Source organism: Microbacterium sp. PMB16, from assembly GCF_051294855.1.
In the GTDB taxonomy this organism is placed as follows: domain Bacteria; phylum Actinomycetota; class Actinomycetes; order Actinomycetales; family Microbacteriaceae; genus Microbacterium.
In genome coordinates this window covers 943862-959034 of sequence record NZ_CP145908.1, presented here as the reverse complement: position 1 = coordinate 959034, position 15173 = coordinate 943862, and the positions used below count along the sequence as shown (strand labels likewise).

The 15173-nt window shown below is 68.1% G+C and carries 13 protein-coding genes; 9 read left to right on the top strand and 4 right to left on the bottom strand.

Annotated elements, in window-relative coordinates; genetic code table 11:
* Positions 1–3: 3 nt before the first annotated feature.
* Together V5D55_RS04570 and V5D55_RS04565 are read right to left on the bottom strand one after the other, a co-directional pair.
* Entirely contained in the window at positions 4–1722 is a 1719-nt protein-coding gene (locus V5D55_RS04570; protein ID WP_435748123.1) for a nitrite/sulfite reductase, read from the bottom strand.
* 134 nt (positions 1723–1856) lie between these two features.
* A complete protein-coding gene (locus V5D55_RS04565) occupies positions 1857–2534 on the bottom strand; it encodes a sirohydrochlorin chelatase (RefSeq protein ID WP_435748121.1) in 678 nt (225 codons plus the stop codon).
* Positions 2535–2824: 290 nt separating this feature from the next.
* Here V5D55_RS04565 and V5D55_RS04560 point away from each other — a divergent pair, with 290 nt between their 5' ends.
* Genes V5D55_RS04560 through V5D55_RS04540 form a run of 5 tightly spaced genes read left to right on the top strand, consistent with a single transcriptional unit; the run spans position 2825 to position 8423 of the window.
* A complete protein-coding gene (locus tag V5D55_RS04560; protein WP_435748119.1) occupies positions 2825–4099 on the top strand; it encodes an ABC transporter substrate-binding protein in 1275 nt (424 codons plus the stop codon).
* Entirely contained in the window at positions 4096–5022 is a 927-nt protein-coding gene (locus V5D55_RS04555) for a carbohydrate ABC transporter permease (RefSeq protein ID WP_435748117.1), read from the top strand. The genes V5D55_RS04560 and V5D55_RS04555 overlap by 4 nt, the downstream gene beginning before the upstream one ends.
* Positions 5019–5846 carry a carbohydrate ABC transporter permease gene (locus tag V5D55_RS04550; RefSeq protein ID WP_435748115.1) on the top strand — a complete coding sequence of 276 codons (828 nt, stop codon included), beginning with the start codon at positions 5019–5021 and terminating at the stop codon, positions 5844–5846. Before V5D55_RS04555 ends, V5D55_RS04550 begins: the two co-directional genes overlap by 4 nt.
* Positions 5847–5865: 19 nt before the next feature.
* The gene (locus V5D55_RS04545) at positions 5866–7059 is read left to right on the top strand and encodes an acyl-CoA dehydrogenase family protein (RefSeq protein WP_435748113.1); all 1194 of its coding nucleotides are present in this window, start codon (positions 5866–5868) and stop codon (positions 7057–7059) included.
* On the top strand, positions 7056–8423 hold the full coding sequence (locus V5D55_RS04540) for an NtaA/DmoA family FMN-dependent monooxygenase (protein WP_435748111.1): 1368 nt from the start codon (positions 7056–7058) through the stop codon (positions 8421–8423). Before V5D55_RS04545 ends, V5D55_RS04540 begins: the two co-directional genes overlap by 4 nt.
* A 111-nt stretch (positions 8424–8534) precedes the next feature.
* Here the strand turns inward: V5D55_RS04540 and V5D55_RS04535 are convergent, their stop codons facing one another.
* The gene (locus tag V5D55_RS04535) at positions 8535–9335 is read right to left on the bottom strand and encodes a MerR family transcriptional regulator (RefSeq protein WP_435748109.1); all 801 of its coding nucleotides are present in this window, start codon (positions 9333–9335) and stop codon (positions 8535–8537) included.
* 174 nt (positions 9336–9509) lie between these two features.
* Here V5D55_RS04535 and V5D55_RS04530 point away from each other — a divergent pair, with 174 nt between their 5' ends.
* Positions 9510–10835: a DUF222 domain-containing protein gene (locus V5D55_RS04530; RefSeq protein ID WP_435748107.1), complete on the top strand. Its 1326-nt coding sequence runs from the start codon at positions 9510–9512 to the stop codon at positions 10833–10835.
* Positions 10836–10853: 18 nt separating this feature from the next.
* Here the strand turns inward: V5D55_RS04530 and V5D55_RS04525 are convergent, their stop codons facing one another.
* Positions 10854–11489: a hypothetical protein gene (locus tag V5D55_RS04525; protein ID WP_435748105.1), complete on the bottom strand. Its 636-nt coding sequence runs from the start codon at positions 11487–11489 to the stop codon at positions 10854–10856.
* Positions 11490–11687: 198 nt separating this feature from the next.
* Here V5D55_RS04525 and dnaK point away from each other — a divergent pair, with 198 nt between their 5' ends.
* From dnaK to V5D55_RS04510, 3 genes are read left to right on the top strand one after another with little or no spacing between them, the layout of a single operon-like run.
* Entirely contained in the window at positions 11688–13553 is a 1866-nt protein-coding gene (gene dnaK / locus V5D55_RS04520) for a molecular chaperone DnaK (RefSeq protein WP_435748103.1), read from the top strand.
* Between the two features lie 2 nt (positions 13554–13555).
* Positions 13556–14173 (top strand): nucleotide exchange factor GrpE, encoded by a 618-nt coding sequence (locus V5D55_RS04515; protein ID WP_435748101.1) that lies wholly within the window; start codon positions 13556–13558, stop codon positions 14171–14173.
* A 7-nt stretch (positions 14174–14180) separates the two neighbouring features.
* The gene (locus V5D55_RS04510; protein WP_435748099.1) at positions 14181–15164 is read left to right on the top strand and encodes a DnaJ C-terminal domain-containing protein; all 984 of its coding nucleotides are present in this window, start codon (positions 14181–14183) and stop codon (positions 15162–15164) included.
* The last annotated feature ends 9 nt before the right edge of the window (positions 15165–15173 follow it).

Here is a 15173-nt window from a genome sequence, read left to right as displayed (position 1 = left end):
CGCTCACTGCAGCGCCTCCTCGTCGGCGCGGTGCGCCCAGACGGCGAAGGTCTCGTCGAGCTCGCGGTCGGCGAGGTAGCGGCGGATCACCCGCTCGGCGTAGTCGGCGATGCCGTCGGCGGCCACCTTCAGGCCGCGCACCGTGCGGCCGAGGCCGGCTTCCTCGCGGTCGAGGTTCGCGAGTCCGCCGCCGAGGTGCACCTGGTAGCCCGGAACCTGCTCGCCGTCGATCGACACGAGCTGACCCTTCAGTCCGATGTCGGCGATCTGGATGCGGGCGCACGAGTTCGGGCATCCGTTCACGTGCAGGGTGATCGGACGGCCGATCTCAGGCTCCAGCTCGCCGAGCCGCTGCTCGAGCTGGGCGATCGCCTGCGCGGCATTGGCCTTCGTCTCGACGATCGCGAGCTTGCAGTACTCGATGCCGGTGCAGGCGATCGTGCCCCGACGGAACAGGCTGGGGCGTGCGGACAACCCGATCGCATCAAGACCCGTGATGAGGCTCTCGACCTCGGACTCCGGCACGTCGAGCACGATGAGCTTCTGGTGCGGGGTGGTGCGGACGCGCTGCGAGCCGTGCGCCTCGGCGAGATCGGCGAGAGCTGTGAGCGTGGAGCCCGAGACCCGTCCGACGAGGGGCGCTGCGCCGACGAAGAACCTGCCGTCCTTCTGCGCGTGCACGCCGACGTGGTCGCCCTGGCTCTTCGGCTTGGGGGCTGCGGGGCCGTCGGGCAGGGGAGCGTCGAGGTACTCGGTCTCGAGCACCTCGCGGAAGCGCTCCACACCCCAGTCGGCGAGGAGGAACTTCAGCCGCGCCTTGTTGCGGAGACGCCGGTAGCCGTAGTCGCGGAAGATCTGCGTCACACCGTGCCACACGTCGGCGACGCGGTCCGGGGCCACGAAGACCCCCAGGCGCTCGCCGAGACGTGGCACGACGGAGAGGGCTCCGCCGACCCACAGGTCGTAGCCGATCCCGAGCTCCGGGTGCTCGACCGCGACGAAGGCGCAGTCGTTGATCTCGTGCACGACGTCCTGGCTGGGGTGGCCGGTGATGGCCGTCTTGAACTTGCGGGGGAGGTTCGCGAGGGTCTCGTCGCCGATGAAGCGCTCCGCGATCTCGTGGATCTGCGGGGTCGGATCGATGATCTCGTCCGCGGCGATGCCGGCCACCGGTGAGCCGAGGATGACGCGCGGCACGTCTCCGCAGGCCTCGGTGGTGCTGAGTCCGACGTCTTCCAGCCGCCGCCAGATCTCCGGGACGTCCTCGACCTGCACCCAGTGCAGCTGCACGTTCTGGCGGTCGGTGAGGTCGGCGGAGTCGCGCGCGAACTCGGTCGAGATCTCGCCGATCACCCGCAGCTGCTGCGTGGTCAGCTGGCCGCCGTCGATGCGGACGCGCAGCATGAAGTACTCGTCCTCGAGTTCGTGCGGTTCGAGCTGCGCGGTGCGGCCGCCGTCGATGCCGGGCTTGCGCTGCGTGTAGAGGCCCCACCAGCGGAAGCGCCCGTGCAGGTCGGTCGGATCGATCGACGTGAACCCGCCCTGCGCGTACACCGTCTCGATCCGCTCGCGCACGTTGAGGCCGCCGTCGGCGAGCTTGAACTCCTCGTTCGCGTTGAGGGGTTCGGGGCCGTCCACCGCCCACTGGCCATGGGGCTTCGTCGGAGTCCGCGTGGTGCGCGTGCGGGCACCGCGGATCGACGTCGGCTGCTCGGTGGTCATGGCGCTGCTCCCTCGTGTGGCTCCGCATCACGGTAGGAGGGTGGACACGGTCCAAGAACCTCGATGACGCGGGGCGTCAGCGGGCGTCACGCGGCGACATATTGACCGCTGGCTCTTGACAGCGGCGGTCGCTTTCAGCGGGTCAGGGTCGGCGCTGCGTCCTCGAAGCGCGAGATCACGAGCTCGACGAGCGCCTCCGGCACGGGACCGCCGTCGAGGAGGGGGAGTGCGATCGAGCGATCGGCGGCCTGCCGCTCTGCGAGGTCGTAGAAGTATCCGCGGGCGAGCAGGTAGGTCGAGACCACGGCATCCGGGTGCGCGCGCAGCGCGGTCGGCAGGTCGGGCTCACGTGCGGCGAGGTAGGCGAGTTCCACCGGGCGGCCGAGCCGCTCGCGGAGGACGGTCGCCATGCCTTCGGCATCCGTCAGCGAACGAGGATCGCGGGAGCCGGCGACGGCGAGGATCACCGGAAGGGCGGATGCCGCGGGCAGCCGCTCCGCGAGCACCTCGGCGAGCCGAGGGTCAGGGCCCAGGGGTGCGGCGACGACGGCATCCGCGCGCGTCTCGACCATCCCGTGCAGGTCGTGATGCACGTGGAATCCGCTCGAGAGCAGCAGTGGCACGACCACGACCGGTCCGGGGATCGCGGCCAGGGCGTCGACGGCATCCGGCTGCTGCACGTCGACGAATGCGGCACGCACCTCGACGTCGGGAAGTCGCGCGGCGACGGCCTCGACGAGTTCGGCGATCGCGTGCGCACCGGCCGCGTCGGACGTTCCGTGCGACACGGCGAGGAGGGTGGGGCGGGGCATGCAGCGACTCTAGGGCCTGTCCGTGACGCGGATGTTTCCTGCCCGACGGGCCCAGACCTCGCAGAACGTCACGAACTTCGCACGGATTCGGTGCTATCCCTGCGAAGTTCGTGCTGTTCTGCGAAGTTCGTGCAGCCCGGCGGCGCGGACCCCGATCCCGCCCCCGAACCCTCAACCGGTATATCGGAGAATGACGTTCTGTGTCGGAAGTGTCGCCGCGCGGAGATCGATTTCACTAGCGTGCGAAGCGGTCACTTCGACCGGCACCCCCGACATCCGAGGACCTTCCCATGCACTCATCCCGAGCACGGCGCGGCGGCGCGTTGCTCCTCACGGCGGGCCTCGCCACAGGTCTCAGCGCCTGCGCCATCTCCGACGGCACAGGCGGCACAGGCGGCAGCGGCGACGACCAGACGCTGACCTTCTGGAGCTACTACCAGGGCACCCAGGCCGACTGGCTCCAGGCGCAGGCCGACGAGTTCGAGAAGAACAACCCGGGCATGACGATCGACATCGTGAAGACCGTCGGCGACCAGCAGGATCAGAAGCTCCTGGCCTCGGTCGCGACCGGTGACACCCCCGACCTCTTCATCAACAACATCGTCGTCGACTACCCGACCCTCGTCGCCGGCGGCGTCACGGCCGACCTCACCGAGTACTGGGACGACTTCGCCGACAAGGATCAGTTCTCCGAGTCGGCCACCTGGACGACCGACGACAGGGTCTACAACCTGCTGCCGTTCACCAACCTGATCGGGCTGTACTACAACCAGGACATCCTGAGCGAGGTGGGCATCGACACCCCGCCGACCACGCTCGACGAACTGCAGACCGCCCTCGAGACCGTCAAGGCCGACGGTCGGTACCAGGGCATCGCGCTCTCCGGAGCGCCGACCGTCGAGGGCGCCTGGCTGTTCGCGCCGCAGCTCCTCGGTCAGGGCATCGACTACTGCAGCTTCGAGGGCCCCGAGGTGGATGCCGCGTTCGATCGCGTCGAGACCTGGGCGAAGGCGGGCTACACCCCGCAGGCCACGGCCACCTGGGACCAGAACGACTCCTGGCAGCAGTTCGCGACCGGCGACTACGCGTTCGGGATCAACGGCAACTGGCAGCTCGGCAACGCGGCGGAGGCCGAGTTCGAGTGGGGCACGACGCAGTACGCGGCGCCCGTCGGCGGCGAGAGCATCGTGTACCCGGGCGGGGAGGGCTTCGGCATCGGCGCCAACTCCGACAAGAAGGATCTCGCCTGGAAGTTCCTCGAGGAGGCGGTGCTGACGCCGGAGGCCGGCGAGTCGATCTTCACGATCGCCGGTTCCATCCCGGTGCGGGCGGATGTCGCCGAACTCCCCGCCATCAGGGACAACGCGCAGGTGCAGCCGTTCGTCGCCGCCGCGCAGACCTCCGGCTCGTGGCCGAAGAACGAGAACACCGCGAACATCCAGAAGGCCCTCGGCGAGGCGGTGTCGAGCGTCATCTCCGGCCAGACGTCGGCGGCGGATGCCAGCGCTGCGGCCATCGCCGACATCAAGGCCGCGATCGAGGACGGCGGCGGCGGCTGCTCGTGAGCTCTCTCGTCGCTGAGGCAGACGCGGGCCGCCCCACCCGGCGGCCCGCGCTGTCGCGCGCCCTCAGCCGCACGCCGATCTGGTTCCTCGTCCCGGCGATCGGGCTGCTCGCGGGATTCGCGGTCTATCCGCTGATCGTGCTGGTGCGGATGTCGCTCAGCGACGTCGGGCCGAGCAACATCGTCGGCGCCTGGCCCTTCGTCGGGCTGGAGAATTTCGCGGCGGTGCTGTCCGACGACGAGATCTGGCTGGCGCTGGCGCGCACGATCGGGGTGGCCGTGGTGCTGCTCGCGTCCAACTTCGTCTTCGGGTTCATCGGCGCCTCCATTCTCGCCGTCGGCGGCCGCGTCACCGAGACCGTGCTCGCCGTGATGGTGTTCGTCTGGGCGCTGCCGCCGATCGTGTCCGGCAGCGCGTTCACGTTCCTGCTCAACGACACCGGACCGATCAACAGTGCGCTGGATGCCGTCGGCATCGCTCCCGTCTCCTGGTTGAGCTCGCCCGATCTCGCGCTGTGGTCGGTCACCGGGATCATCGCGTGGGCGGCGTTGCCGTTCTCGGTGCTCGTCATCCGTGGGGCTCTGCTGGCGGTTCCGGTCGACCTGGTCGAGGCCGCGGCCCTCGACGGCGCCGGCTACTGGCGCACCCAGTTCCGGATCGTGCTGCCGCAGCTGCGGCCGACTCTCGGCATCCTGGCGATCCTCACCGTGCTGTACGCGTTCAAGAGCTTCGACTTCTTCTACGTCACCACCAAGGGAGGGCCGGGCACGACCACGAACACGCTCCCGGTGCTCGCGTACAACACGGCCTTCTCCGGCTTCGAGATGAGCACGGGCGCGACCATCGCGCTCGTGTCGATGCTCGCAGTGGCCATCTTCGCGGTGCCCTACATCCGTGCCGTCCGCCGGGAGGAGCAGCCATGATCAGCCGCCCTCTCCGCACGACGTTCCGTGTGCTCGCCGTCGTGCTCGGTCTCGTCTACCTGCTGCCGCTGCTGTGGATCGTGCTCACCTCTTTCAAGACGAAGCAGCAGGTGCTGACCGATCCGAACGGAATCCTCTTCACCCCGACGCTCGACACCTACGCGAACGTGATCGGCGACGGGATCGGGGCGATCCTGACCTCGCTGCAGATCGCGATCGCCGTCACCGCGATCACGCTGCTCATCGCCGTTCCCGCCGCCGCGGCGCTCGCACGTCGGGTGTCGGTCGGCTGGAATCGCGTGATCACGGTGTTCCTCGCCGCCCTGCTCGTGCTGCAGATGGTGCCGCAGCCGATGACGGTGATCCCGCTCTACAGCGTGCTGGCGTCGTGGAAGCTGCTCGGCAGCCTCGGCGGCCTGATCGTCGCCGACATCGCCCTGCTCCTCCCCTTCGCGATCATGCTGCTCCGGCCGTTCGCACTCGCCATCCCGAACGCCCTGTACGAGGCGGCCGAGCTCGACGGCGCGGGCCGCTGGCGGAGTTTCCGCTCCGTCACGGTGCCGCTGCTCACCAACGGCATCCTCACCGTCGTGTGCATCGTCTTCATCTCGGCCTGGGGCGAGTTCGTGTACGCGATCAACTTCCTGCCGCAGGGGATCGTGCTGCCGGTCAGCGGCCTGCTCGCGCAGCAGAACTCCACCTACTCCGCCGAGTGGAACAGTCTCATGGCGCTGGCTGTGATCACCTCGCTTCCGCTCCTCCTGCTCTTCGTCGTCTCGCAGAGACGCCTGATCGCCGGGCTGTCGCTCGGTGCTGTGAAATGACAGCGTGAAATGAGAAACCATGCCTGATCTCTCCCCGGAATTCCTCCAGCGGCTGCGCGAGGGCGCCGCAGAGCGCGACCGCAATCGCGAGCTTCCCCGTGCCGAGGTGCGGGAACTGCTGGATGCCGGCTTCGGCAGTGCCCGCGTCCCCGCCGAGCACGGCGGTGAGGGCGTCGACCTCGCGACCCTGTTCGCCCGGCTCATCGATCTCGCCGCGGCCGACTCGAACGTGGCGCATGTGTTCCGCGGACACCTCGCAGTCATCGAGATGCAGAACTTCGAACCGGATGCCGCGCGGCGCGACGCCTGGTACGCCAGGGCTCTCGCGGGCGATCTGGTCGGCAACGCCCAGTCCGAGCAGACGGCGACCTCCGATCTCGCCACGGCGCTGACGGAGGTGGACGGAGAGCTCCGCCTCAACGGGCGCAAGTACTACACGACCGGCAGCATCTATGCCGACTGGATCGATCTGTCCGCGCGGTACCGCGACGAGGACCACCAGGTGATCGTGTCGACGCGCACGCCGGGCGTCGAGTCGATCGACGACTGGGCTGGTTTCGGCCAGCGGCTCACCGGCAGCGGGACGACGACCTTCACCGACGTCGTCGTCGACCCCGACCTCGTGCGGCCGTATGCACTGGACGACGACGGCTTCCGGCATCCGTACCTGATGGGCTTCTTCCAGCTCGTGCTCCTCGGGGTGGTGGCGGGAATCGGACGCGCGGCGGTCGACGACGCGGTGGCGTTCGTGCAGCCGCGGCGACGGATCTTCGGGTACGGGGGAGAGGCGTTCCCGCGGGAGGACCCGCTCGTGCAGACGGTCGTCGGGAAGCTGTCGTCGGCGGCGTTCTCGGCTCGCGCCGCCGTGCTCGAGGCGGCGCGGTCTCTGGATGCGGCGCTCGCCGGGTATCGCGCCGGCGCTCCGGATGCCGCCGCGTTCACCCGCGCTCAGCTCGACGTGTACCGCGCGCAGCAGACGGTGCTGCCGACCGTGATCGAGGCGACAGCCGAGCTGTTCGAGGTCGGCGGCGCGTCTTCGGTCGACACGGGGCGCGGGCTCGACCGGCACTGGCGCAATGCGCGTACGATCGCCACGCACAACCCGTCCGTGCAGCGCCAGCGCGCGATCGGCGACTGGGAACTCAATGGGGTGCTGCCGCTCTTCAACCAGCCGCAGGCCTCGGCGTCTTCGTCGAAGGAGTCCGCGAAGTGACCAAGCAGCTCATCGTCAACCTGTTCGAGATGGCGACGCCCGGTCACATCACGCACGGCCTCTGGCGTCAGCCCGACAATCAGCGCGAGCGCTATGCCGACATCTCCTACTGGACCGAGCTCGCGCAGGTGGCCGAAGCCGCCGGGTTCGACGCGATCTTCCTCGCGGATGTCGTCGGCGCGTACGACGTGTACGACGACAGCTTCGAGCCGGCGCTGGAGCGTGGGCTGCAGATCCCGAACATCGATCCGCTGCTGCTCGTCGCCGCGATGGCGGCCGTCACCGAGCATGTCGGATTCGGGGTGACGTTCTCGACGACGTACGAGCCGCCGTTCGCGTTCGCGCGGCGCATGGCGACGCTCGATCACCTGACGCGGGGCCGCGTCGGGTGGAACATCGTCACCTCGTACCTGCCGAACGCTGCCCGCAACTTCGGCCTCGACGACCAGATCCCGCACGACACCCGCTACGAGATCGCCGCCGAGTACATCGACGTGCTCTACAAGCTGTGGGAGGGGTCGTGGGACGACGATGCCGTCGTCGCCGACAAGGAGGCCGGCACCTTCAGCCGGGTCGGGTCGGTGCGGCCGATCGATCATGTCGGCGCGCACTTCCGGGTCGCCGGCCCCCACCTGACCGCGCCGTCACCGCAGCGCGTGCCGCTGCTGTTCCAGGCATCCGCATCGAAGGCGGGCATCGCGTTCGCGTCGCGCAACGCCGAGGTGCTGTTTACGGCCGACCGTCCGCCCGGGGCGCTGGAGCGCAACATCGCCGCGATCCGTGACGAGAGCGTGCGCCACGGGCGTCGCCCCGAGGACACGCGGTACGTCGTGATGGCGACCGTGATCGTCGCGCCCACCGAGGAGGAGGCGCGGGCGAAGTACGAGAACTACCGGTCGTTCCGCGATCCGGAGGGGGCGTTCATCCACATGAGCGTGCCGTTCCATCCGCTGCAGCATCCGTCCGACATCACGGTTCGGGAAGCGCTGGAACGTGAGGGTCGGCAGGACGTGATCGACGCCGGCGGGCTGCCGCTGCACCTCGCCGTCGGGCAGTTCGCCGGTGCGGTCGACGAGGCGTGGGATTCGCGGTTCCTCGCCGTCGGCAGTCCGGAACAGGTGGCCGACACGATCGAGCGCTGGCTCGATGAGGACGGCATCGACGGCATCAACCTGCGGCAGTATCACTCGTTCGACACGGCCACGGACTTCGGTGCGCTGGTGGTGCCGGAGTTGCGGCGGCGGGGACGGATGCGGGAGGCGTACGTGCCCGGCGAGACCTTGCGCGAGCGGATCTTCGGCGAGGGGCCGCGCCTGCCCGAGCGGCATCCGGCGGCGAAGTACCGCGGGGGCAAGAACCTGTAGGGCGGCCCGCGGCCGGGGTCAGAACTTCGCAAGACGACACGAAAGTCGCAGGGATCTCGCGGATCTCTGCGACTTTCGTGCTGTTCTGCGAAGTTTGCGCCGCAGCGCAGGTCAGCGCCGCACAGGCTGCTGCAGTTCGGTGACCCAGTCGGACTGGTCCTCCGAGACCGCGCGCACGTAAAGCTCGCGGCAGGCGCCGTCGTGAACAAGGCCGCGGGCGATGACCTCGGTGTGGATCGCGTGCCAGCTCTCGGCGATGCGGTCCATCGAACCGAGATGGATGCCGCACACCGCGGCCTCGGACGCCGGGAGCTCGATGATCTCGAAGCCGTCGCGGGCGGGCCCTGTGTACGTGTAGCCGACGATGACCTCCATCCCGTCGTCGATCGTTTCGTACTGGGCGATCGGGGTGGTGAGCGAGCCGGGCTCGTCGCCGATGATCGCCGCCACGGCGTCGAATGACGGTCCGACGACGCCGGCGACCTCCGGCTGATCGGCAACGACCGTGCGGATGGCGGCCAGGCGCACGGCGGGCAGGGGCTTCTCGACGATCTCGATGTGAGACATGTGATTCTCCTTCTCTATGAGGTGGAGCCTCCGTTCCACGTCGACGAGTCTGGCCGCGGCGATCCGATGCTCCTGCTCGACCTCTGCGCGCCGGATCCGCAGCAGCGCGGCGATGCGATCCGCGTCGACCCCCTGATCGAGGATCGACGAGATGTCATCGAGGCCGAAGCCGAGCTGACGCAGGGCGACGATCCGATGCAGCAGTTCCAACTGCGAGGGGTCGTAGGAGCGGTAACCGCTGAACTCGTCCACATGAGCCGGTTCGAGCAGGCCGGCCGTGTCCCAATGCCGCAGCATCCGATGGGTCACTTGGCCGATCTGCGCGAACGCTCCGATGGATAACATGTCTCAGTTCTCCCGCCTGCCACAGTGTCAGAGTCAAGTATCTCGTCTGACGGGGGTCGGGGTGAGCATGGCTGGAGCGGGCTCTCGGGATCGGGTTCCGACTGCATTCCGGTATATCGTTTTCTTGGCCTGAACGGGGCTTTGAATGTCGGTGGTCCCTGGTTCACTGAAGGTATGACAGCACTGGCGGATGCAACGCTTGAGCAGGTGGAGGCACTCTCCTCGCTCACCGACATGCTCGTGGGGTTGGAGTGCACGATCAGCAGTCTGCAGGCCGCGCGAGACGGCGTTCTGGCGGTCGGATCTCGGCTGGCGCTGCAGGTGGCCGACGACGCGAAGCACCCGGATTTCGGCGAGCTCACGGTGCGCACGGTCGCGGCCGAGATGGCGGCGGCGCTGCGGGTGAGCGACCGCACGGTGCAAGCGCGCATGGCCGATGCGGTGTGGCGTGTGGAGCGGTTCCCGCTGGTGTGGGCTGCCCAGGGGGCAGGGCGCATCAGTGCCGCTCATGCCCGGGCCATCTGCGAGGCGGCCGAGCACCTCGACGATGCGGCAGATCGCGATGCCTACTCCGCAGAGATGGTGGCGTTCGCCGAGACGGAGTCCCCGAACCGGGTGTCCCGGCGCGGGCGGCGGGTGGCGGAGCGGTACCAGTCACGATCGATCGACAAGCGGCACAAGGATGCGCGCAAGACGCGTTCTGTGTGGGTGAAAGATGTCGGCGACGGGATGACGCAGCTCGGGCTCCTCGGGCCTTCCGCGCTCGTCCACGGCGCGTTCGAGCGCCTGACCCAGATGGCGAAGTCCGTGCAGGAACAAGAACCCATGCAGGAACAAGAATCAGTGCAGGAACAGTCGGTGGGCGAGGCGGATGCCGCCGCTGAACCCGATGCCCGCACGATCGCGCAACTCCGCGCCGATCTCGCTCTCGATCTGCTTCTCGCCGGTGCACCGACCGCACATGACACCCCCGACGGGCTCCTCGCCGCGATGCGCGGATCGGTGTCCGTCACCGTCCCCGTCACCACTCTGGTGGGTCGCGGCACGACCCCGGCCGAGCTCAACGGCCGCACCCCGATCGACCCGGACACGGCGAAGATGCTGGCCGGTGCGGCATCCGGATGGGATCGCATTCTCACCCACCCGATCACCGGCGCGCTGCTCGCCGTCGACCGCTATCGACCAGGTGCCGACCTCAAGAGGTACCTTCGCGCCCGAGATCAGCGCTGCCGGTTCCCCACCTGCGGCTACCTCGCCACCGACAGCGACATCGACCACACGCATGACGCCGCACACGGCGGCCCCACCGAATCCGCCAACCTCGGTCACCTCTGTCGACGGCACCACACGCTCAAACACCACACCCCGTGGCACGTCGAACAGCTCGAACCCGGTGTCTACGCCTGGACCAGTCCCGCCGGACGCACGTACATCGACGAACCCCCGCCCCAGAACACCGTCACCTTCACCGAAGAAGATCTGACACCGGCGCCCTTCTGAGTGGTTCGGGCCCGGTACCTACTCGCTCACGTGGATCGCGACCCTGCTGATCATGTCCGCCGCCTGAGCGGGAGCATCCGTCGATTCGCAGACGACTGTGAGATAGACCGCCGCTTTCAACTGTGCGAACCCGCGAACGGCGAGTGCCCAACTGCCGCCGTGACGGACGCCCTCGGCATAGCGGTACTCCGCCGCCGGGTTGTCCGCGAATCCGAAGCCCATCAGCCGATCCGAGGCCGCGCCCTCGACCGCCGCCGCATCCGTCTTCATGAAGCTGGCGAGGACGAAATCGGAGGCGGCTCGGTCATCCGGCGCAGCCATGTCGAAGACCTCGCCCTGCCAGAACGTGGCGACGCAGCCGCCGTCACCGCTTCGGTACGCCCAAGTGCCGAAACCTTCATCCGGGGCCGTGAGTATCCACTCGTCTCCCGCGACGCCGGCATCGTTCCATCCCGCCGTCGCATCCGGCGAAAACCCCGCCCCATCGGCGAAAGTCAACGATTCGCCGCTGCGGTCCTCGACGGTGAACGACGGCGACGGCCGCGGCTCCGGACTCCTCGCCTCCCGCGACGCGGGCAGCGACGAGCATCCGCTCAGCACGAGAAGAGTCAGAACAGCGGTCAGGGAGACGGTTCGAAGAGAACGGCGAGTCATGTCGAGGGAGCCTAGGCAGCACAGTCATCGCCCGTTCCACCCCTGTGGATAACCCTCTCTGCACAAACCTGAGTCGACTCCTATCAACTTTTTTGACAGCGCGAGCGAGTCGGAGTACAGTTGAGCCATCGCGACTCAGGTTTCACTGATCGCCGCAGATTTCCGCACCACAACAACTTCCCACTAAGGAGAAAACACATGGCACGTGCTGTCGGTATCGACCTCGGAACCACCAACTCCGTCGTCAGCGTCCTCGAGGGCGGCGAGCCCAAGGTCATCGCCAACGCCGAGGGCTTTCGCACCACCCCCTCGGTGGTCGCCTTCACCAAAGACGGAGAGGTGCTGGTCGGCGAGACCGCCAAGCGCCAGGCCGTCACCAACGTCGACCGGACGATCTCTTCCGTCAAGCGCCACATGGGCACCGACTGGAGCTTCGACGTCGACGGCAAGAAGTGGACGCCGCAGGAGATCTCCGCGCGCATCCTCATGAAGCTCAAGCGCGACGCCGAGTCGTACCTCGGAGACACCGTGACGGATGCTGTCGTCACCGTCCCCGCGTACTTCAACGACGCCGAGCGTCAGGCCACCAAGGAGGCCGGTGAGATCGCGGGCCTCAACGTGCTCCGCATCATCAACGAGCCGACCGCTGCCGCCCTCGCCTACGGTCTCGACCGCGGCAAGGAAGACGAGCTCATCCTCGTCTTCGACCTCGGCGGCGGAACCTTCGACGTCTCCCTCCTCGAGGTGGGCAAGGACGACGACTTCTCCACCATCCAGGTGCGCTCGACCGCCGGTGACAACCGCCTCGGCGGCGACGACTGGGACCAGCGTCTCGTCGACTTCCTGATCAAGCAGTTCAAGGAGACCACGGGCGTCGACGTCTCGGGCGACAAGATCGCGCTGCAGCGCCTCAAGGAGGCTGCAGAGCAGGCGAAGAAGGAGCTCTCCTCCTCGACCAGCACCAGCATCAACCTCCCGTACCTGTCGCTGACCGACTCGGGCCCGGTGTCGCTGAGCGAGACCATCACCCGTGCGAAGTTCGAAGACCTCACGAAGGACCTCCTCGACCGCACCAAGAAGCCGTTCGAGGACGTCATCCGCGAAGCCGGCATCAAGGTCGGCGAGATCGACCACATCGTGCTCGTCGGTGGATCGACCCGCATGCCCGCCGTCGCCGAGCTCGTCAAGCGCGAGACCGGCAAGGAAGCGAACAAGGGCGTCAACCCGGACGAGGTCGTCGCCGTCGGCGCCGCCCTGCAGGCCGGTGTCCTCAAGGGTGAGCGCAAGGACGTGCTGCTCATCGACGTCACCCCCCTCAGCCTCGGCATCGAGACCAAGGGCGGCATGATGACCAAGCTCATCGAGCGCAACACGGCCATCCCGACCAAGCGCAGCGAGACCTTCACCACGGCAGACGACAACCAGCCGTCCGTCGCGATCCAGGTCTTCCAGGGCGAGCGCGACTTCACGCGTGACAACAAGCCGCTCGGCACGTTCGAGCTCACCGGCATCGCCCCGGCTCCCCGTGGCATCCCGCAGATCGAGGTCACGTTCGACCTCGACGCCAACGGCATCGTGCACGTGTCCGCCAAGGACAAGGGCACCGGCACCGAGAAGTCGATCGTCATCTCCGGCGGCTCGTCGCTGTCGAAGGAAGACATCGAGCGCATGGTGCGCGAGGCTGAGGAGCACGCTGCAGAAGACAAGCAGCGTCGCGAGGCCGCCGAGGTCCGCAACCAGGCCGAGACGCTCTCGTACTCGATCGACAAGCTCATCACCGAGAACGAGGACAAGCTGCCCGAAGACGTGAAGACCGAGGTCAAGGCCGACGTCGACGCGCTCAAGACGGCTCTGGCCGGCGAAGACGACGACGCCGTGAAGACCGCGTTCGACAAGCTCAGCCAGTCGCAGTCCAAGATCGGCGAGGCCCTCTACGCGACGTCGCAGCCCGACGCCGCGGCCGGCGCTCCCACCGACGGCGAAGCCCCGACGGCCGATGACGCCTCCTCTGACGAGGACGTCATCGACGCCGAGGTCGTCGACGACGAGGAAGACAAGAAGTAACCATGACGGACAAGAACTTCGACAACGAGGTTCCCGACGAGGGGCCGGACGCGAACGCGTCCGGCCCCGAGCCGGATCTCGGGAACCCCGACTCCACCGAGGCCGCAGCGGCCGAGGGCTCTGACGACGACCTCACGGTCGACGACATCCTCGGCGCAGCGCAGACCGGCGAAGCCGCAGCCGAAGACGCCGTCCTCGCGGACCTCGAGTCCACGCTGCTGAACGACCTCAAGCGTCTGCAGGCCGAATACGCCAACTACCGCCGCCGCACCGAAGAGCAGCGTCAGATCGAGGCCGACCGCGCGAAGGGCGAGGCCGCCAAGGGCCTCATCCCGGTGCTCGACGACCTCGACCGCGCCGCCCAGCACGGCGACCTCGTCGAGGGCACGCCCTTCGCCGTGATCGCCGACAAGGTGCGTGTCGCGGTGGAGCGCCTCGGCGTCGTCTCCTATGGCGAGAAGGGCGAGGAATTCGACCCGCAGCGCCACGAGGCGATCTTCCAGCAGCCCACTCCGGGCACCACCAAGACCACGGTGCTCGAGGTCGTCGAGGTGGGCTACCGCCTCGGTGACATCGAACTGCGTCCCGCGAAGGTCGTCGTCGCCGTACCTGCCGAGTAGGTGATCGATGGCCAGCCAGGATTGGTTCGACAAGGACTTCTACAAGACCCTCGGGGTCTCGAAGGACGTCGGCGACGCTGACCTCAAGAAGACGTATCGCAAACTGGCGCGCAAGTATCACCCCGATTCCAATCAGGGGGATGCTGCCGCCGAGGCGAAGTTCAAGGAGATCAGCGAGGCCTACTCGGTGCTCTCCGACACCGACCAGCGCAAGGAGTACGACGAGATCCGTGCCATGGGCTCGGGCGCCCGCTTCACCGCGGGCGGCGCGGGCGCCGGCGGGTTCGAAGACGTCTTCAGCCGATTCGGCCAGCAGGGCCGTGGGCAGACCGCCGACTTCGAAGACATCTTCGCGATGTTCAACCAAGGTCAGGGCGGCTCCTTCGGCTCCGGGCGATTCGGCCAGACGTCGGGCGGCTTCCGCGGATACGGCGGTCCGCAACGCGGCGCCGACGTCACCGCGCGCACCACGATCGACTTCATCACGGCTGTGCAGGGAGAGACGATCTCGCTGCAGGGCGAAGACGGCAAGCCGTTCAAGGTGAAGATCCCGGCCGGCGTCGCCGACGGGCAGAAGATCCGTCTGCGCGGCCGCGGCCGCCCCTCGCCCGACGGCGGGGAGCGCGGAGACGTCGTGGTGCAGATCACGGTGCGTCCGCATCCGGTCTTCACGCGCGACGGACTCAACCTGCGCGTCATCGTGCCGGTCACCTTCACCGAGGCGACCCTCGGTGCGACGATCGAGGTCCCGACACTCGGCGGCGACGTGGTCAAGCTCCGCGTCGCACCGGGCACCCCCTCCGGGCGGATGCTGCGCGTGAAGGGCCGAGGCGTCACGACCTCGAAGGGCACCGGCGATCTGCTCGCCGAGCTCCAGGTCGCGGTGCCGACGCATCTCGACGACGCCGCCCGCGAGGCTCTGGAGAAGTTCCAGGCGCTCGAGCCCGACGAGAACCCGCGGGCCGAGCTGATGGCGAAAGCGCGGCGCTGAACATGAACG

Coding starts and splice junctions, on each gene's coding strand:
- V5D55_RS04570 (WP_435748123.1), bottom strand. CDS start 1,722: ATGACCACCGAGCAGCCGACGTCGATCCGCGGTGCCCGCACGCGCACC.
- V5D55_RS04565 (WP_435748121.1), bottom strand. CDS start 2,534: ATGCCCCGCCCCACCCTCCTCGCCGTGTCGCACGGAACGTCCGACGCG.
- V5D55_RS04560 (WP_435748119.1), top strand. CDS start 2,825: ATGCACTCATCCCGAGCACGGCGCGGCGGCGCGTTGCTCCTCACGGCG.
- V5D55_RS04550 (WP_435748115.1), top strand. CDS start 5,019: ATGATCAGCCGCCCTCTCCGCACGACGTTCCGTGTGCTCGCCGTCGTG.
- V5D55_RS04545 (WP_435748113.1), top strand. CDS start 5,866: ATGCCTGATCTCTCCCCGGAATTCCTCCAGCGGCTGCGCGAGGGCGCC.
- V5D55_RS04535 (WP_435748109.1), bottom strand. CDS start 9,335: ATGTTATCCATCGGAGCGTTCGCGCAGATCGGCCAAGTGACCCATCGG.
- V5D55_RS04530 (WP_435748107.1), top strand. CDS start 9,510: ATGACAGCACTGGCGGATGCAACGCTTGAGCAGGTGGAGGCACTCTCC.
- V5D55_RS04525 (WP_435748105.1), bottom strand. CDS start 11,489: ATGACTCGCCGTTCTCTTCGAACCGTCTCCCTGACCGCTGTTCTGACT.
- dnaK (WP_435748103.1), top strand. CDS start 11,688: ATGGCACGTGCTGTCGGTATCGACCTCGGAACCACCAACTCCGTCGTC.
- V5D55_RS04515 (WP_435748101.1), top strand. CDS start 13,556: ATGACGGACAAGAACTTCGACAACGAGGTTCCCGACGAGGGGCCGGAC.
- V5D55_RS04510 (WP_435748099.1), top strand. CDS start 14,181: ATGGCCAGCCAGGATTGGTTCGACAAGGACTTCTACAAGACCCTCGGG.